Source organism: Pseudomonas sp. NPDC090755 (assembly GCF_044769005.1).
Taxonomy (GTDB): domain Bacteria; phylum Pseudomonadota; class Gammaproteobacteria; order Pseudomonadales; family Pseudomonadaceae; genus Aquipseudomonas.
The window spans coordinates 243,722-259,898 of the sequence record NZ_JBIVXC010000005.1 but is presented as its reverse complement, the minus strand read 5'-3'; the positions used below and the strand labels follow the sequence as shown (position 1 = coordinate 259,898).

The window sequence follows — 16,177 nt, the reverse complement described above, 5'->3', positions numbered from 1 at the left end:
CCTGCTCCACGGACATCATGAGCAGAGCGAGAGTGGATGTGAGCAAACGAGCCTTTAACTTCTGCGCAGGCCCTGCTGCGCTCCCTGACGCTGTACTGCAGCGCGCCCAGGCCGAAATGCTGGATTGGCATGGCAAGGGCCTGTCCGTGATGGAAATGAGCCATCGTAGCGACGACTACGTAGCCATTGCCGAAAAGGCCGAACAGGACCTGCGCGACCTGTTGTCCGTTCCTGCCAACTACAAGGTGCTCTTCCTGCAGGGCGGTGCGAGCCAGCAGTTCGCCGAGATCCCCCTGAACCTGCTGCCCGAGAATGGCACTGCCGACTATATCGAAACCGGTATCTGGTCGAAGAAGGCCATCGAGGAAGCCCGTCGCTTCGGCAATATCAACGTTGCCGCCAGCGCCAAGCCTTATGACTACCTGTCGATCCCTGGCCAGAACGAGTGGAAGCTGACCGCGAACGCCGCCTATGTGCACTACGCCTCGAACGAGACCATCGGTGGTCTGCAGTTCGACTGGGTGCCGCAGACCGGTGACGTGCCGCTGGTGGTCGACATGTCCTCGGACATCCTCTCGCGCCCGATCGACGTCTCCGATTTCGGCATGATCTATGCCGGCGCCCAGAAAAACATCGGCCCGAGCGGCCTGGTGGTGGTCATCGTCCGTGAAGACCTGATCGGTCGCGCCCGCAGCAGCTGCCCGACCATGCTCGACTACAAGATCGCTGCCGACAACGGTTCGATGTACAACACTCCGGCTACCTATTCCTGGTACCTCTCGGGGCTGGTCTTCGAGTGGCTCAAGGAGCAGGGGGGCGTCGCGGCCATGGAGCAGCGCAACCGCGCCAAGAAAGACCGCCTGTACAACTTCATCGACAGCAGCGATTTCTACACCAACCCGATCAGCGTCAACGCGCGTTCCTGGATGAACGTACCGTTCCGCCTGGCCGACGAGCGCCTGGACAAGGCCTTCCTGGCCGGTGCCGATACCCGCGGCCTGCTCAACCTCAAGGGCCACCGTTCGGTCGGTGGCATGCGTGCCTCGATCTACAACGCCCTGGGCCTGGACGCCGTGGAGGCGCTGGTCGGCTACATGGCCGAATTCGAGAAGGAGCACGGCTGATGTCGGAGCAGGAACTCAAGGCGCTGCGGGTGCGCATTGACAGCCTCGACGAGAAGATCCTCGAGCTGATCAGTGACCGTGCCCGTTGCGCGCAGGAAGTGGCGCGGGTCAAGACCGCGAGCCTGGCCGAAGGTGAGGCGCCGGTGTTCTACCGGCCCGAGCGCGAGGCGCAGGTGCTCAAGCGCGTCATGCAGCGCAACCAGGGTCCGCTGGGCAACGAAGAGATGGCCCGCTTGTTCCGCGAGATCATGTCCTCGTGCCTGGCGCTGGAGCAGCCGCTGAAGGTCGCCTACCTGGGCCCTGAGGGTACCTTCACCCAGGCCGCGGCGATGAAGCATTTCGGTCATGCGGTGATCAGCAAGCCGATGGCGGCCATCGACGAAGTGTTCCGTGAAGTGGCGGCCGGCGCCGTCAACTTCGGCGTGGTGCCGGTGGAAAACTCCACCGAGGGTGCGGTCAACCACACCCTGGACAGCTTCCTCGAGCACGACATGGTCATCTGCGGCGAAGTCGAGCTGCGTATCCACCACCACCTGCTGGTAGGCGAGAACACCAAGACCGACAGCATCACCCGCATCTACTCCCATGCCCAGTCCCTGGCCCAGTGCCGCAAGTGGCTGGACGCGCACTACCCGAACGTCGAGCGCGTGGCGGTATCGAGCAACGCCGAAGCCGCCAAGCGGGTCAAGGGCGAGTGGAACTCGGCGGCCATCGCCGGTGACATGGCGGCCAGCCTCTACGGCCTGACCCGCCTGGCCGAGAAGATCGAAGACCGTCCGGACAACTCCACGCGCTTCCTCATGATCGGCAATCAGGAAGTGCCGCCGACCGGCGACGACAAGACCTCGATCATCGTCTCCATGAGCAACAAACCGGGCGCCTTGCACGAGCTGCTGGTGCCGTTCCACGAGAACGGCATCGACCTGACCCGTATCGAGACCCGCCCGTCGCGTAGCGGCAAGTGGACCTACGTGTTCTTCATCGACTTCATCGGTCACCACCGCGATCCGCTGATCAAGGCCGTGCTGGAGAAGATCAGCCAGGAAGCCGTGGCCCTCAAGGTGTTGGGTTCCTATCCAAAAGCGGTACTCTGAGGCAATGAGTGGCGTACATGCAGTTTTGAACAGGGTCCAGCTCCGTGGGTGAAGTCGTGGTGAACAAGGTCGAGCCGATCATCGGCCGACTGGTGGTGGTCGGTCTCGGCCTGATTGGCGGTTCGTTCGCCAAGGGCCTGCGTGAAAGCGGCCTGTGCCGCGAGGTGGTCGGTGTCGACCTGGATCCGCAGTCGCGCAAGCTGGCGGTGGAACTGGGTGTGGTCGACCGCTGCGAGGAAGACCTGGCCGCTGCCTGCGTCGGCGCCGATGTCATCCAGCTGGCCGTGCCGATCCTGGCCATGGAGAAGCTCCTGGCCCGTCTGGCTGAACTTGATCTCGGGCGCGCCGTGCTGACCGACGTCGGCAGCGCCAAGGGTAATGTGGTGCGCGCTGCGCGCGAGGCGTTCGCCGAGCGCCTGGCGTACTTCGTGCCCGGCCACCCGATCGCCGGTTCCGAGCAGAGCGGGGTGGAGGCTTCCAATGCCACGCTGTTCCGCCGCCATAAGGTGATCCTTACGCCGCTGGCCGAAACCGACCCGACCGCCCTGGCCCTGGTTGACCACCTGTGGCGTGCGCTGGAGGCCGATGTCGAGCACATGCAGGTCGAGCGCCACGACGAAGTCCTGGCGGCGACCAGCCACCTGCCGCACCTGCTGGCCTTCGGCCTGGTCGATTCATTGGCCAAGCGCAATGAAAACCTGGATATCTTCCGATACGCTGCCGGAGGCTTCCGCGATTTCACAAGAATCGCCGGAAGCGACCCGGTCATGTGGCACGACATTTTTCTCGCCAACCGCGAAGCTGTTCTGCGCACACTGGATACATTTCGCAGCGACCTCGACGCCTTGCGCGACGCGGTCGATGCAGGGGATGGGCATCAATTGCTGGGCGTCTTCACGCGCGCCCGGGTTGCCCGCGAGCATTTCAGTAAAATCCTGGCCCGTCGGGCCTATGTGGACGCTATGAACTCCAACGACCTGATTTTCCTGGCAAATCCTGGTGGCCAACTGACTGGCCGGATTCGCGTACCAGGCGACAAATCGATTTCCCACCGCTCGATCATGCTCGGCTCCCTGGCTGAAGGCACCACCGAAGTCGAAGGCTTCCTCGAAGGTGAAGATGCCCTGGCGACCTTGCAGGCTTTCCGCGACATGGGTGTGGTCATCGAAGGCCCGCACCATGGCCGTGTGACCATCCATGGCGTGGGCCTCAATGGCCTGAAGCCGCCGCCCGGCCCGATCTACCTGGGTAACTCCGGCACGTCCATGCGCCTGCTCTCCGGCCTGCTGGCCGCGCAGCCGTTTGATGTGACCATGACCGGCGATGCATCGCTGTCCAAGCGTCCGATGAACCGTGTCGCCAACCCGCTGCGGGAAATGGGTGCGGTGATCGAGACGGGTCCGGAAGGCCGTCCGCCGCTGACCATCCGTGGTGGCAACACGCTCAAGGCGCTGACCTACACCCTGCCAATGGCCAGTGCCCAGGTGAAATCCTGCCTGCTGCTGGCTGGCCTCTACGCCGAAGGCAAGACCACCGTCACCGAGCCTGCGCCGACCCGCGACCACACCGAGCGCATGCTGCGCGGCTTCGGCTACGCGGTCGATAGCAACGGCCCGGTGGCCTCGCTGCAGTCCGGTGGCAAGTTGACCGCAACCCGTATCGAAGTGCCGGCCGACATCTCCTCGGCGGCCTTCTTCCTGGTTGCCGCCTCGATTGCCCAGGGCTCGGAGCTGGTGCTCGAACACGTCGGCATCAACCCGACCCGTACCGGTGTCATCGATATCCTGCGCCTGATGGGAGGCGACATCACCCTGGAGAACCAGCGTGAAGTCGGCGGCGAGCCTGTGGCGGACCTGCGCGTGCGCGGGGCGAAGCTCAAGGGCATCGAGATCCCCGAGCACCTGGTGCCACTGGCCATCGACGAGTTCCCGGTGCTGTTCGTCGCCGCGGCCTGTGCCGAAGGCCGTACCGTGCTGCGTGGCGCCGAAGAGCTGCGGGTCAAGGAATCCGATCGCATCCAGGTCATGGCCGACGGCCTGCTGACCCTGGGCGTCAAGTGCGAGCCGACCCCGGACGGCATCATCATCGACGGCGGTCCGATCGGCGGTGGCGAAGTCCACGGTCACGGTGACCACCGTATCGCCATGGCCTTCAGCGTTGCGTCGCTGCGCGCCACTGCACCGATCCGCATCCATGACTGCGCCAACGTCGCCACGTCCTTCCCGAACTTCCTCGCCCTGTGCGCCGAAGTCGGCATCCGTGTTGCAGAAGAGGGCAAGTCGTGAGCCTGAATGCACCGGTCATTACCATCGACGGGCCGAGCGGATCGGGCAAGGGGACCGTGGCCGGGATGCTGGCTCGCGAACTGGGTTGGAAACTGCTGGATTCCGGCGCCCTGTACCGTCTGCTGGCGTTCGCCGCGACCAATCACGGTGTTGCCCTGACCAACGAAGAGCTGTTGGTCAAGCTGGCTGCGCACCTGGATGTGCAGTTCATCGCCGCCGAGCCCGGCAAGCTGCAGCAGATCATTCTCGAAGGCGAAGACGTCAGCAACGTCATTCGTACCGAGACCGTCGGTGCCGGCGCCTCCATGGTCGCTTCGCTGCCGGCGGTGCGCGATGCGCTGCTGCAACGCCAGCGGGCATTCCAGGAAGCGCCGGGGCTGATCGCCGATGGTCGCGACATGGGTACCGTGGTGTTTCCCGAGGCGCCGTTGAAGGTTTTCCTGACCGCCAGTGCCGAGGAGCGTGCCCGCCGCCGCTACTTGCAGTTGAAGGCCAAGGGCGAAGATGTTAGTCTGTCAAGTCTGCTAGATGAGATCCGTGCGCGCGATGAGCGCGACACCCAGCGCGCAGTGGCCCCGCTCAAGCCGGCGGCCGATGCGATCCAGCTGGATTCCACGGAGTTGTCCATCGAGCAGGTGCTGGAACGCATCAGAAGCGAGATCGCCCTGCGCGACCTGGCCTGATGGAGAGGAGAGCGGGCAGGGGCACCAGTCAACGTCCTGCCAGCTTTTCTTTACTTAAACGAAACCCACATTGTCTGGAATGTGGCTATGGGCGTCTGTTTCGCCCGAATCTACAGGAATTAAAATGAGCGAAAGCTTTGCAGAACTCTTTGAAGAAAGCCTGAAAACCCTCAATCTTCAGCCGGGTGCGATCATCACCGGTATCGTTGTCGACATCGACGGCGACTGGGTTACCGTACACGCTGGCCTGAAGTCCGAGGGCGTCATCCCGCTCGAGCAGTTCTACAACGAAGCTGGCGAGCTGACCATCAAGGTCGGTGACGAAGTTCACGTTGCGCTGGACGCGGTCGAAGACGGCTTTGGCGAAACCAAACTGTCCCGTGAAAAAGCCAAGCGCGCCGAGTGCTGGATTGTTCTGGAAGCAGCTTTCGCCGCCGAAGAAGTGGTCAAGGGCGTTATCAACGGTAAGGTTAAAGGCGGCTTCACTGTCGACGTTAACGGTATCCGTGCGTTCCTGCCGGGCTCCCTGGTTGATGTCCGCCCAGTGCGCGACACCACCCACCTGGAAGGCAAAGAGCTGGAATTCAAGGTCATCAAGCTGGACCAGAAGCGCAACAACGTTGTCGTTTCCCGTCGCAGCGTCCTGGAAGCCGAAAACAGCGCCGAGCGCGAAGCTCTGCTGGAATCGCTGCAGGAAGGCCAGCAAGTCAAAGGTATCGTCAAGAACCTCACCGACTACGGCGCATTCGTTGACCTGGGCGGCGTTGATGGCCTGCTGCACATCACCGACATGGCCTGGAAGCGTATCAAGCACCCATCGGAAATCGTCAACGTTGGTGACGAGATCGATGTCAAGGTTCTGAAGTACGATCGCGAGCGCAACCGTGTTTCCCTGGGCCTGAAGCAACTGGGCGAAGACCCATGGGTTGCTATCAAGGCACGTTACCCAGAGAGCACCCGCGTCATGGCGCGCGTTACCAACCTGACCGACTACGGCTGCTTCGCTGAGCTGGAAGAAGGCGTTGAAGGTCTGGTACACGTTTCCGAAATGGACTGGACCAACAAGAACATCCACCCATCGAAAGTCGTACAAGTCGGCGACGAAGTGGAAGTCATGGTTCTGGACATCGACGAAGAGCGTCGTCGTATCTCCCTGGGCATCAAGCAGTGCAAGTCGAACCCATGGGAAGACTTCTCTGGCCAGTTCAACAAGGGCGACAAAATCTCCGGCACCATCAAGTCGATCACCGATTTCGGTATCTTCATTGGTCTGGACGGCGGCATCGACGGTCTGGTTCACCTGTCCGACATCTCCTGGAACGAAGTGGGCGAAGAAGCCGTACGTCGCTTCAAGAAGGGCGACGAGCTGGATACCGTCATCCTGTCCGTAGATCCAGAGCGTGAGCGTATCTCCCTGGGTATCAAGCAACTGGAAGACGATCCGTTCTCCAACTACGTTGCTGTCAACGACAAAGGCGCTATCGTCAAAGGTACCGTTAAAGAAGTTGACGCCAAGGGCGCTATCATCACCCTGGCCGACGACATCGAAGCCACTCTGAAAGCTTCCGAAATCAGCCGTGACCGCGTTGAAGACGCGCGTAACGTCCTGAAGGAAGGCGAAGAGATCGAAGCCAAGATCATCAGCGTTGATCGTAAGAGCCGCGTGATCAGCCTCTCCATCAAGTCGAAAGACGATGCTGAAGAGAAAGAAGCCATCCAGAGCCTGAAAGAAACCGCTCCGGAAGCTGCTGACACCACCATGGCCGCGCTGCTGCGTCAGGCAATGGCCAAACAGAACTAAGTTCTGCTTGGGTGTTGAAAAAGGGCGACTTCGGTCGCCCTTTTTTGTGCCTGGCGTTTGGGTGTGCTGGGTCGGTGGTTGTGGCTGTAACCCTTGCTCCGGCTGGGTTCGGCGAGTGTGGCTACAAAATGGTGTTTTTTTTCTACAAATGGGAGGACAAGATTCCTCGATTAAGTCAATAACCGCCCTGTTCAAAACCCTCAGCTCATGCTAAAAACAATGAAGCAATGATCTAGCTGCTTGATAAAGAAGGGAAAAATATGACGAAGTCGGAGCTGATCGAACGTATTGTTACCCATCAAGGGCTGCTCTCATCCAAGGATGTGGAGCTGGCCATCAAGACCATGCTTGAGCAGATGTCTCAATGCCTGGCTACCGGCGATCGTATCGAGATCCGTGGCTTTGGCAGCTTTTCCCTGCATTACCGCGCGCCAAGGGTAGGGCGTAACCCGAAGACCGGGCAGTCCGTCAGCCTGGATGGCAAGTTCGTGCCGCATTTCAAGCCGGGCAAGGAGTTGCGGGATCGGGTGAATGAGGAAGAAGCGGGTGCAGACCACGGAGGAGTCGGGCGTGCATAAGGTCAATCGCCTATTGTTGGTTTTGCTGCTAGTGCTGTTGGTTGCCGTTGTCCTCGTGTTCACCCTCGAAAACCAGCAGGTGATCAGCTTGGTGTTTCTGGGGTTCGCATTGCCACCGCTGCCAGTTGCTTTGCTCTTGGTAATAGCCTTGGTGCTGGGGCTTTTGCTCGGCCCGGTTCTGGGGGCATTGGTGGTGTGGCGCGGGCGTCACAGGATCAGGCAGGCGGCGCGTTATCCCCGCTAGGGATCGTTTTTTTCTTCCTGGTGCGTAGATTTCGTGAGTCTGCGCAGCTGTCTTCGGGCGTTCGCCCTTTCAAAAAGATAATGCTTATCATTAGCGATACAAGGCCGTTTAACCGACCGCCGGAGTCGTTCGTCAATGAACTATTAAGTCTCTGATAAGTCAGAAAAGCTTGCTTTGCTGGCATGCCAGTATCAGATATTCTAAGCGCGCAATCAGGCCACACGAACTTAGGATGTAAGTCATTTTTGACTGATCTGTAGGAATGCTTGCGAACTGAGTAAGACCTCTCTGGTTTTTCGGGGCGGTCTTGAGTGAATTGCCACTGTCACCTAAGCTGGCGTGCGCCTGTACCTCGTTTCCGGTCAGCGAGCCCGCGTTTAAAAGGCCTGGTGAGCTGTATCCGAGGAAAAATAGAGTAAAAATGGTTAGTGAACGCCTGGTACAGAATGACGAAGTAGACCTGACGGAACTGTTCAAGGGGCTATGGAGGCAAAAACTGCTGATCCTGCTGTGTGCAGCCGTGGTGTTCCTGGCGGCTGCGGCTTATGCCTGGCAAGCCAAGCCAGTGTATGAAGCCAATTTGATCATTCAGCCTCCCACCCAAAACGATATTGCCAATCTCAACTTTGGCAGAGGTACGGAGAATGGCCTGGAAGTTCTTCGGATAAAGGACGTCTATGATGTCTATCTCAAGCACTTGCAGTCCGAAGCATTGAGATGGGAGTTGTATCAGAATCTCTATGTGCCGCTGCTGACGGAAGCGCAACGTCAAGGTCCCCAGAATGCCTTTTTCGCTCGATTCAGCAATTCGCTGGTCATTGCACCTGTGCGCAAGGACGACCCGACCCGCTTCTCGATCACCGCGAGCGTAGGTGATCCGCAACAGGCCGCAGACTGGGTCAAGGCCTATGCAGCCTTGGCTGGCGAAAAGGCCAAGGAAGAGGTGCTGAAGAACACCCGGAGCGACGCAACGATCAAGGCAGACAACTTGCAGAAGCAAATTGATCGCCACCGCGCCAGTTCAAGCAAAGAGCGCGAGGATGAGATTGTGCAACTCAAGGAGGCGTTGCGGGTAGCGAAATCCATCGGTCTGGAAAAGCCGCCGATCATCACCGGAAAACTGGCGGCAGAGGTTTCGTCCGGTATGGATAGTTCCTTGATGTACATGCGCGGAAGCAAAGCGCTTGAGGCGGAAATCGAAAATCTTGAGAGCCGCAAGTCGGACGATCCATTTATCCGTAATTTGCGTCAGAGCCAGGAGAGCCTGGCCTTCTACCGGACCCTTGAAATCGACCCTGCGACTGTCGCGGTCTATCGACAGGATGGCATCGTCGAAGTCCCTGATCGCCCCGTCAAGCCTAGAAAGCTGATGATCATGGCATTGGGTCTGGTAGTAGGACTGGGATTGGGAATTTTCGTGGCACTCGTCCGCTTTTTCCTGATTGAAAAAGTAGGGAATCGACGGGCAGTGTAAGCAGATTGATGGAGCTGTAGCTGTGTTGCTGCAGATTGGCCTGATGCCCAGGTTGCAAGGTTTTGTGAGGTGATTTGTTGAATCTGGCTCAGGTCAAGCAGCTCTACAAGGATAATGTCAAGGTAATAAGTAATTATTCCCATATGACAATCCTGCAAGTGGCAAACTCGTTCTTTTATTTGCTGATTTATCCATTTGTTATCAATAATGTTGGTATTGATAACTTTGGGCTTTTCGTGTTTTCCACCAGCATCGCAGCTTATTTCATGGTTTTTATAAACTTTGGATTTGACATGCATGCTGCCAAGCTGGTGTCCCTGAGTCAGGACGATAATGCCTTGCATGCGTCGCTGTTGTCTTCTGTGACAGTGGCGAAAATAGTGCTGGAGCTCCTGGCTGTTGCGGTATTTGTCGCCTTGCTCTTATTTGTCCCGTTCATGCAGGCGAATGCATGGATCTTCATCATGTGTTTTGCCAACACCTTGTCCTGCATATTCTTGCCGCTCTGGTACTTTCATGGCATGCAGCAGATGAAAGTGCTGACAACGGTTCAGCTTTCATTGAAATTGCTGTCATTGCCAGCGATTTATCTGCTGGTCAAGGGTGTTGATGATGTCGGGGTCTACACATTTATTGTGGTGGCCACCAACGTGCTGTCTTCCGTTGTGGCGTTCTACCTGGCCTTGCGGCATACGCGGTCACCGCTGAAGTGGCCAGCGTTTTCAGGCGTTATCGCTTTGCTGCGAGAGGTGCAGCCATTTTTCTGGTCCAGCGCAACCAATACGCTCAAGCAGAAAAGTATAGAAATCATAATCGGCTCTTTCTTTGGCATGAAGGAAGTGGCGATCTATGACCTCGCCAACAAGATTTTCTCGGTGCCCAGCCTGCTGGCCTCCAACATCAATGCCGCACTGTTCCCGATGATGGTGAAAAACGCGCACAGAAACCTTGTCAATAAAATCATCAAGGTGGAAATCTTCATCGGCCTGCTCTGCATGCTCTCGGTGGCAGTGGGGGGCTACTGGGTGGTGCGCCTGGTGTCCGTGCACGATATGCAGGAAGCCTATTATCTGTCGATGTTGCTGAGTATCAATATCATGACGTTCCTTATCGTCGGCAGTCATATCTACTTCATATTTGTACCGCGTCAACGCTATGACTTCGTACTCAGGAACCAGGTGGTTTCAGTCATATCGTTCTATGGGTTCTGTGCTGTTTATCTGTCCTTGCACTGGAGCATCTATTCGGTTGTGGCGGCGTTGGTGACTTCGGCGATGCTTGAGATTCTGTATAGCTACTCGCTGGTCAAGAAGGTTCAGGATTATTAAGCCTGCCGGTTGCAGATGCCACTGCGGGTGGCGGCCGGGCCAGCAGGCAAACAAAGTTTAGGAGAGGGGTGTGGCAGCAATGCAACAATTTGATATTCCAGTGGTTCTGCTTTTGTTCAAGCGCATCGACAAGCCGCTGGAGGTCATCAAGCAGATTGCCAAGGTTGCCCCGGCCAAGCTGTACCTGCTCTCGGATGGCGGTCGCAATGATGAAGAGAAGGCGCAGGTTGCCCAGTGTCGCCAGGCGATCGAAGCCGCCATCACCTGGGACTGCGAGATTATCCGCAAGTACGAAGAAAACAATATTGGCGTGTACGCGAATATTGGTGAAGGCGCAAAGTGGGTTTTCCAGCGTGAAGAGCACGCCATTTTTCTCGAGGATGACAACCTTCCAGAGGTTTCATTCTTTGAGTTTTGCCGGGAGATGCTGCTTCGCTACAAGAATGACACGCGTGTTCTTTGGGTGTGCGGCACGAACTATTTGAAGACCTATGAGCCTGAAGATGGCTCCAGCTATGTATTTACCAAGAACATGATGCCGTGCGGCTGGGCTTCTTGGTCAGACAAATTCACCCGGTTCTACGATGGTGAACTGGTCCTGTGGCGTGATGAGTATATTCGCAACAGGATCAAGGATGAGTACGCGTACCAGAAGCTCTATTACCAGGATAGCTACAACCTGGACTATGAGCTGGAAGCAAAAGAGAAAAACGGGCGTTTTTACTCATGGGATTATCAGATGAGCTTTTCGGTGCGCGCTCACAACCTGTATGCAATCGTGCCAAAATACAATCAGATCACCAATATCGGCGTTGATCTTGACTCCACTCATGGTGGTCACTCGATGGAAAATCTCATGGTGGAAAGGTTCTGCGGCCTGCCTACTCGCCCCATGGAGTTTCCATTGAAACACCCCGAGGTATTGCTGATCGACAACACCTTTGAAATGGCGGTTGCGAAAATCATTCTGGACCCTCAATTCTTCTCGATGCGTTCGATGCTCTCCAGAACGATCAGGCGAATGTTGGGTATCGGCAAGACGGAAAGCATTTCCAGTTTCATCAAGAACAAATTCAAATAGAAGTCGGCAATATGGAAGCAAGAAGACAGTTGTCCATCGTGCTCGCGTTGCCTGTTCTGCTGGTGATGTGGATGCTGTATGGCTGGAATTTTTGGAATGGCGATCGCGAAGGCTATGAGCTGTATTACTATACGCGCGACACCATTGCCAGTTGGGGCAAGGAGATAGGCTATGGCTATCTGAACATCTTTGCCAGTCGCACCGGGCTTTCGTACCAAGGGTTTCAGATCATTATCGCCCTGGTTACGTTGTTGCTGGTGTGGCGCTATGTGGTCAAGCGCACCCTGTTCCCCTTCGTCTCGTTGCTGGTCTACCTTGTCTGCTTCTTTTCTCTCGATTTCGTGCTGGTCAGGAATTTTCTTTCTTTTGCCATTGGCCTGCAGGCCATGCTGGTGCTGTTCGAAAACAAGTCCTACAGTCGGCTCAAATATGCACTGCTGATTCTTCTGGCCGCATCGATACACCAGTCATCACTGATCTTTATCATCTTCATTGTCATGCCCTTGAGCAGGGTCGTCCCGTTGGGGCGGTTCTTGTTTCTCTATACCTCCTTTCTCTGTGCCTATGTGCTGGCGCGTTACAGCTTGCCCCTGCCTGCCAGTATCGCCAGCCATTTCAGTTATTACGACACGTCATTGAAGAGTTCGTTGGCCAACGTCGCAGTTCATGCCTTGTCGGTCGTGCTGGTGTCTTTTGCAATTTTTTCCGAGCGGTTCAGCCTTCGGCAAGTATTCAATGCGACGGGGCGGGATAAAGAACTTGTCTTTCTTTTGAACTTGAACTTGTTTTCCCTGTTTTTCATCGTTTTGTATTTCGAGTCCGAGATATTTGTCCGGCTACTTCGCTCTATCATATTTTTCAATATGCTGCACTGTGTCAATTCGCTATTTTTGCAGCGGCGTAGCTACTTTTTTCTCGGCTTGTATATCCTGTTTTTTGCAGGTTATCTGGTTTTATTTTATATTGCTCCGGTTGCGCAGTTTTCGCTGCTGCCGTTGCTTCGGGACAATCTGCTTTGGAATTGACGCGATGAGCAAGGGCTCGAGGGTGTCTGGTGTTGTCGGTCGACGGATGGTCGACCGCTTGCGTTTGGTAACTGCTCAGGTGAGGGCGTGATGAGAGTACTGTTCCTGGGTGGAATTTTTAGCGACGGCGACAAGACTAATATTGTCCAGAAGTCCAAGGGCGGGGTGCAGCACGCCGCAGACACACTCCAGAAAAACTACATTCAGGGCTTCTCGCAAAGCCCGTCTGTCGATGCGCTGACGGTGATTAATCTGCCATTTATTGGCGCCTATCCCCGGCGTTATCGCGATGCGTTCTATCGGCCGGCGGCGAAACGGGAAACGCTCGATCGCGCCACCATCATGAACGTCGGTTTTTTCAACCTCACGATCGTGAAAAACCTGCACAAGGTCGTGCGTGCGGTCAAGACGATCCTGCTGCAAATGAAAGCGGACAAAGGCAAGCCCCAGGTGCTGGTCTGCTACTCCATGCATTTGCCGTTCCTGCTGGCCTGCTACGTCGTCAAGTCGCTGCGCAGGGATACGCATTTTTGTGTTATTGTTCCGGATCTGCCTGAGTACATGGCCGTACGGCGTGGGTTGGCGAAATTCGTATTCCATATGCTATCGCGGATCTCTTACTACATAGTCAGTCGAGCAGACAGCATTTCGGCAATCACCAAGGATATGCTGGGTAAGTTCGATGACGGCATCAAGAAAGTGGTCATTGAAGGTATTGCCGACAAGCGATATATCGCCTTGTCCGACGCGGTAGAGCGGAAAAAGTATTTCTTGTATACCGGGACTCTTGATCGTCGCTATGGCATAAGAAATCTGGTCGATTCTTATGTCGCTTCCGGGGTCAGTGACTACGAGTTGTTTATCTGCGGTGACGGTGATGATCGCAAGTATGTAGAACAGGTTGCTGCTGTACAGTCGGGTGTAAAGTATTTTGGACAGCTGGATCGCGAGTCGGTTTTGAAGTTGCAGCGCAATGCGGCGTTGCTGGTCAATCCGCGAGATAACGACTCTGTGTACACGAAGTACTCGTTTCCATCCAAGATTATCGAGTACATGTCGTCCGGGGTTCCTGTTCTGATGTACAAGCTCGACGGTATTCCTGAGGAATATTACGATTTTTGCTATCTTGTTCCGCCGGGTAGTGATGGCTTGAAAATGAAATTGCTGGAGCTGTCAAAGCTCGCTGATAGTGAATTTGTCAGCAAGGGCGTGTCGGCCAAGCAGTTCATTATTGAAAATAAAATGCCTGATATGCAGGTCGCTAAATTGTTGGACGCTATTAAAGGAAAAGGTCATGTTTAAAGGCAAAAAGTTGCTGATCACAGGCGGTACTGGTTCTTTTGGTAATGCTGTGCTTAAGCGTTTTCTCGATACCGATATTGCCGAAGTCCGTATCTTCAGCCGAGACGAGAAGAAACAGGACGACATGCGCAAGCGCTATGGTAGTTCCAAGCTGAAGTTTTACATCGGCGATGTTCGTGACTATCAAAGTGTGCTGAACGCCACCCGTGGCGTGGATTACATCTTCCATGCCGCCGCCCTGAAGCAAGTGCCTTCCTGCGAATTCCACCCGATGGAAGCGGTCAAGACCAACGTTCTGGGTACAGAGAACCTGCTTGAAGCCGCGATCCAGAACGAGGTTAAGCGCGTTGTCTGCCTGAGTACCGACAAGGCGGTCTACCCGATCAATGCCATGGGTATCTCCAAGGCAATGATGGAGAAGGTCATGGTGGCCAAGTCGCGTAACGTCGATGACACCAAGACCGTGATCTGCGGTACCCGTTACGGCAACGTCATGGCGTCCCGCGGCTCGGTAATCCCGCTGTTCATCGATCAGATCCGCGCTGGGAAGGCCCTGACCCTGACTGACCCGAACATGACGCGTTTCATGATGACGCTCGCCGACGCCGTGGACCTGGTCCTGTATGCGTTCAAGCACGGTAACAACGGTGACCTGTTCGTGCAGAAAGCCCCGGCAGCGACCGTGGAAGTCCTGGCCCGCGCACTGACCGATCTGGTCGGCAAGCCAGAGCACCCTATCCAGGTCATCGGTACTCGCCATGGCGAAAAGCTCTACGAAGCGCTGCTCAGCCGTGAAGAAATGGCGTGTGCAGAAGACATGGGCGATTACTTCCGCGTTCCGCCTGACCTGCGTGACCTGAACTACGCCAAGTTTGTCGAGCAGGGCGAAACCAAGATTTCCCGCACTGAAGACTACAACTCGCACAACACCGAACGTCTGGACGTGCAGGGCATGCAGCAGTTGCTGCTCAAGCTGGACTTCATGCGTGCGATCCAGCGTGGCGAACACGCAACGCCTGAGGAATAAGCGATGAAGGTTCTGATTACAGGTGCCAACGGTTTTGTCGGTCAGAATTTGATCGCTCACCTGGGGGAGCGCAGCGACGTCGAGGTGCTGCGCTTTACTCGCGAGGATTCACTGGCGAGTCTGCCGGGCCTGGTTGCGCAGGCGGATTTCGTATTTCACCTGGCAGGTGTCAATCGCCCGCAGGACCCACAGGAGTTCCATTCCGGCAACACCGACCTGACCCGCGCCGTATGCGACGCGGTCAAGGCCAGTGGCCGCAAGACACCTGTGCTGTACACCTCGTCCAGCCAGGCAGAACTGGATAACCCCTATGGCAGCAGCAAGCGTGGTGCTGAACAGGTCCTGCTTGACCTGAAGTCCGAGAATGGCTCTGCTGTGCACCTGTTCCGCCTGCCTAATGTATTCGGGAAATGGGCACGACCGAACTACAACTCGGCGGTGGCGACCTTCTGTAACAACATCGCCAAGGATCTGCCGATTCAGATCAACGACCCGAGCGCGCGTATCAACCTGGTCTACATCGACGATGTCGTCGGCCATTTCATTGCCGTGATGGATGGCAAGTTGGCTGGGGATCCGTTCGTCACCGTCGAGCCTCAGTACAGTATCACCGTAGGTGGGCTGGCTGATCAGCTGGCCGCATTCCGCGACAGCCGCAAAACCATGATTACCGAGCCGGTAGGTACCGGGCTGGTAAGGGCGCTGTATTCCACTTACCTGAGCTATCTGACGCCTGACCGCTTTACCTATGAGGTTCCCAAGTACGGGGATCCGCGTGGTGTATTCGTGGAAATGCTGAAAACGCCGGACGCTGGCCAGTTCTCGTACTTCACTGCGCATCCCGGTATTACCCGCGGCGGTCATTACCACCACTCCAAGACGGAGAAGTTCCTGGTTATTCGGGGCAAGGCCTGTTTCCGTTTCCGTCACATTGTTTCCGGCGAATTCTACGAATTGTTCACCACTGGCGAGCAACCTGAAATCGTCGAAACGGTGCCGGGCTGGACGCACGACATCACCAACGTGGGCGAAGACGAGATGATCGTCATGCTCTGGGCCAATGAAATTTTTGACCGCGAGCACCCGGATACCTACGCTCGGCCGGTGGGCACCGAAGCCTGAGCCGCTGTT

14 protein-coding genes are annotated in these 16,177 nt (G+C 56.4%); all 14 read left to right on the top strand.

The window, feature by feature from the left end:
- The first annotated feature begins 38 nt into the window (after positions 1-38).
- A complete protein-coding gene (gene serC / locus ACIQUS_RS11035) occupies positions 39-1,124 on the top strand; it encodes a 3-phosphoserine/phosphohydroxythreonine transaminase (RefSeq protein WP_403046674.1) in 1,086 nt (361 codons plus the stop codon).
- Positions 1,124-2,218, top strand: coding sequence for a prephenate dehydratase (pheA, locus tag ACIQUS_RS11030; RefSeq protein WP_403046671.1), 1,095 nt, complete (start codon positions 1,124-1,126; stop codon positions 2,216-2,218). The genes serC and pheA overlap by 1 nt, the downstream gene beginning before the upstream one ends.
- A gap of 77 nt (positions 2,219-2,295) precedes the next feature.
- On the top strand, positions 2,296-4,503 hold the full coding sequence (locus ACIQUS_RS11025; RefSeq protein ID WP_403046811.1) for a bifunctional prephenate dehydrogenase/3-phosphoshikimate 1-carboxyvinyltransferase: 2,208 nt from the start codon (positions 2,296-2,298) through the stop codon (positions 4,501-4,503).
- The gene (cmk, locus tag ACIQUS_RS11020; protein ID WP_403046668.1) at positions 4,500-5,186 is read left to right on the top strand and encodes a (d)CMP kinase; all 687 of its coding nucleotides are present in this window, start codon (positions 4,500-4,502) and stop codon (positions 5,184-5,186) included. Before ACIQUS_RS11025 ends, cmk begins: the two co-directional genes overlap by 4 nt.
- Positions 5,187-5,310: 124 nt before the next feature.
- Entirely contained in the window at positions 5,311-6,987 is a 1,677-nt protein-coding gene (gene rpsA, locus ACIQUS_RS11015; RefSeq protein ID WP_045180061.1) for a 30S ribosomal protein S1, read from the top strand.
- 260 nt (positions 6,988-7,247) lie between these two features.
- Positions 7,248-7,565, top strand: a complete 318-nt coding sequence (gene ihfB / locus ACIQUS_RS11010) for an integration host factor subunit beta (RefSeq protein WP_403046663.1) — start codon at positions 7,248-7,250, stop codon at positions 7,563-7,565.
- Positions 7,558-7,809, top strand: coding sequence for a lipopolysaccharide assembly protein LapA domain-containing protein (locus tag ACIQUS_RS11005; protein WP_403046660.1), 252 nt, complete (start codon positions 7,558-7,560; stop codon positions 7,807-7,809). Before ihfB ends, ACIQUS_RS11005 begins: the two co-directional genes overlap by 8 nt.
- A gap of 421 nt (positions 7,810-8,230) precedes the next feature.
- On the top strand, positions 8,231-9,283 hold the full coding sequence (locus tag ACIQUS_RS11000) for an LPS O-antigen chain length determinant protein WzzB (protein WP_403046658.1): 1,053 nt from the start codon (positions 8,231-8,233) through the stop codon (positions 9,281-9,283).
- 77 nt (positions 9,284-9,360) lie between these two features.
- On the top strand, positions 9,361-10,611 hold the full coding sequence (locus ACIQUS_RS10995) for an oligosaccharide flippase family protein (protein ID WP_403046656.1): 1,251 nt from the start codon (positions 9,361-9,363) through the stop codon (positions 10,609-10,611).
- A gap of 79 nt (positions 10,612-10,690) precedes the next feature.
- Entirely contained in the window at positions 10,691-11,692 is a 1,002-nt protein-coding gene (locus ACIQUS_RS10990) for a glycosyltransferase family 2 protein (RefSeq protein WP_403046809.1), read from the top strand.
- A 38-nt stretch (positions 11,693-11,730) separates the two neighbouring features.
- Positions 11,731-12,717, top strand: coding sequence for an EpsG family protein (locus ACIQUS_RS10985; RefSeq protein WP_403046806.1), 987 nt, complete (start codon positions 11,731-11,733; stop codon positions 12,715-12,717).
- 90 nt (positions 12,718-12,807) lie between these two features.
- The gene (locus ACIQUS_RS10980) at positions 12,808-14,019 is read left to right on the top strand and encodes a glycosyltransferase (RefSeq protein WP_403046653.1); all 1,212 of its coding nucleotides are present in this window, start codon (positions 12,808-12,810) and stop codon (positions 14,017-14,019) included.
- Entirely contained in the window at positions 14,012-15,046 is a 1,035-nt protein-coding gene (locus ACIQUS_RS10975; protein WP_028943684.1) for a polysaccharide biosynthesis protein, read from the top strand. The genes ACIQUS_RS10980 and ACIQUS_RS10975 overlap by 8 nt, the downstream gene beginning before the upstream one ends.
- A 3-nt stretch (positions 15,047-15,049) precedes the next feature.
- A complete protein-coding gene (locus ACIQUS_RS10970; protein ID WP_403046650.1) occupies positions 15,050-16,168 on the top strand; it encodes an NAD-dependent epimerase/dehydratase family protein in 1,119 nt (372 codons plus the stop codon).
- The last annotated feature ends 9 nt before the right edge of the window (positions 16,169-16,177 follow it).

Coding starts and splice junctions, on each gene's coding strand:
- pheA (WP_403046671.1), top strand. CDS start 1,124: ATGTCGGAGCAGGAACTCAAGGCGCTGCGGGTGCGCATTGACAGCCTC.
- rpsA (WP_045180061.1), top strand. CDS start 5,311: ATGAGCGAAAGCTTTGCAGAACTCTTTGAAGAAAGCCTGAAAACCCTC.
- ihfB (WP_403046663.1), top strand. CDS start 7,248: ATGACGAAGTCGGAGCTGATCGAACGTATTGTTACCCATCAAGGGCTG.
- ACIQUS_RS11000 (WP_403046658.1), top strand. CDS start 8,231: ATGGTTAGTGAACGCCTGGTACAGAATGACGAAGTAGACCTGACGGAA.
- ACIQUS_RS10990 (WP_403046809.1), top strand. CDS start 10,691: ATGCAACAATTTGATATTCCAGTGGTTCTGCTTTTGTTCAAGCGCATC.
- ACIQUS_RS10980 (WP_403046653.1), top strand. CDS start 12,808: ATGAGAGTACTGTTCCTGGGTGGAATTTTTAGCGACGGCGACAAGACT.
- ACIQUS_RS10975 (WP_028943684.1), top strand. CDS start 14,012: ATGTTTAAAGGCAAAAAGTTGCTGATCACAGGCGGTACTGGTTCTTTT.
- ACIQUS_RS10970 (WP_403046650.1), top strand. CDS start 15,050: ATGAAGGTTCTGATTACAGGTGCCAACGGTTTTGTCGGTCAGAATTTG.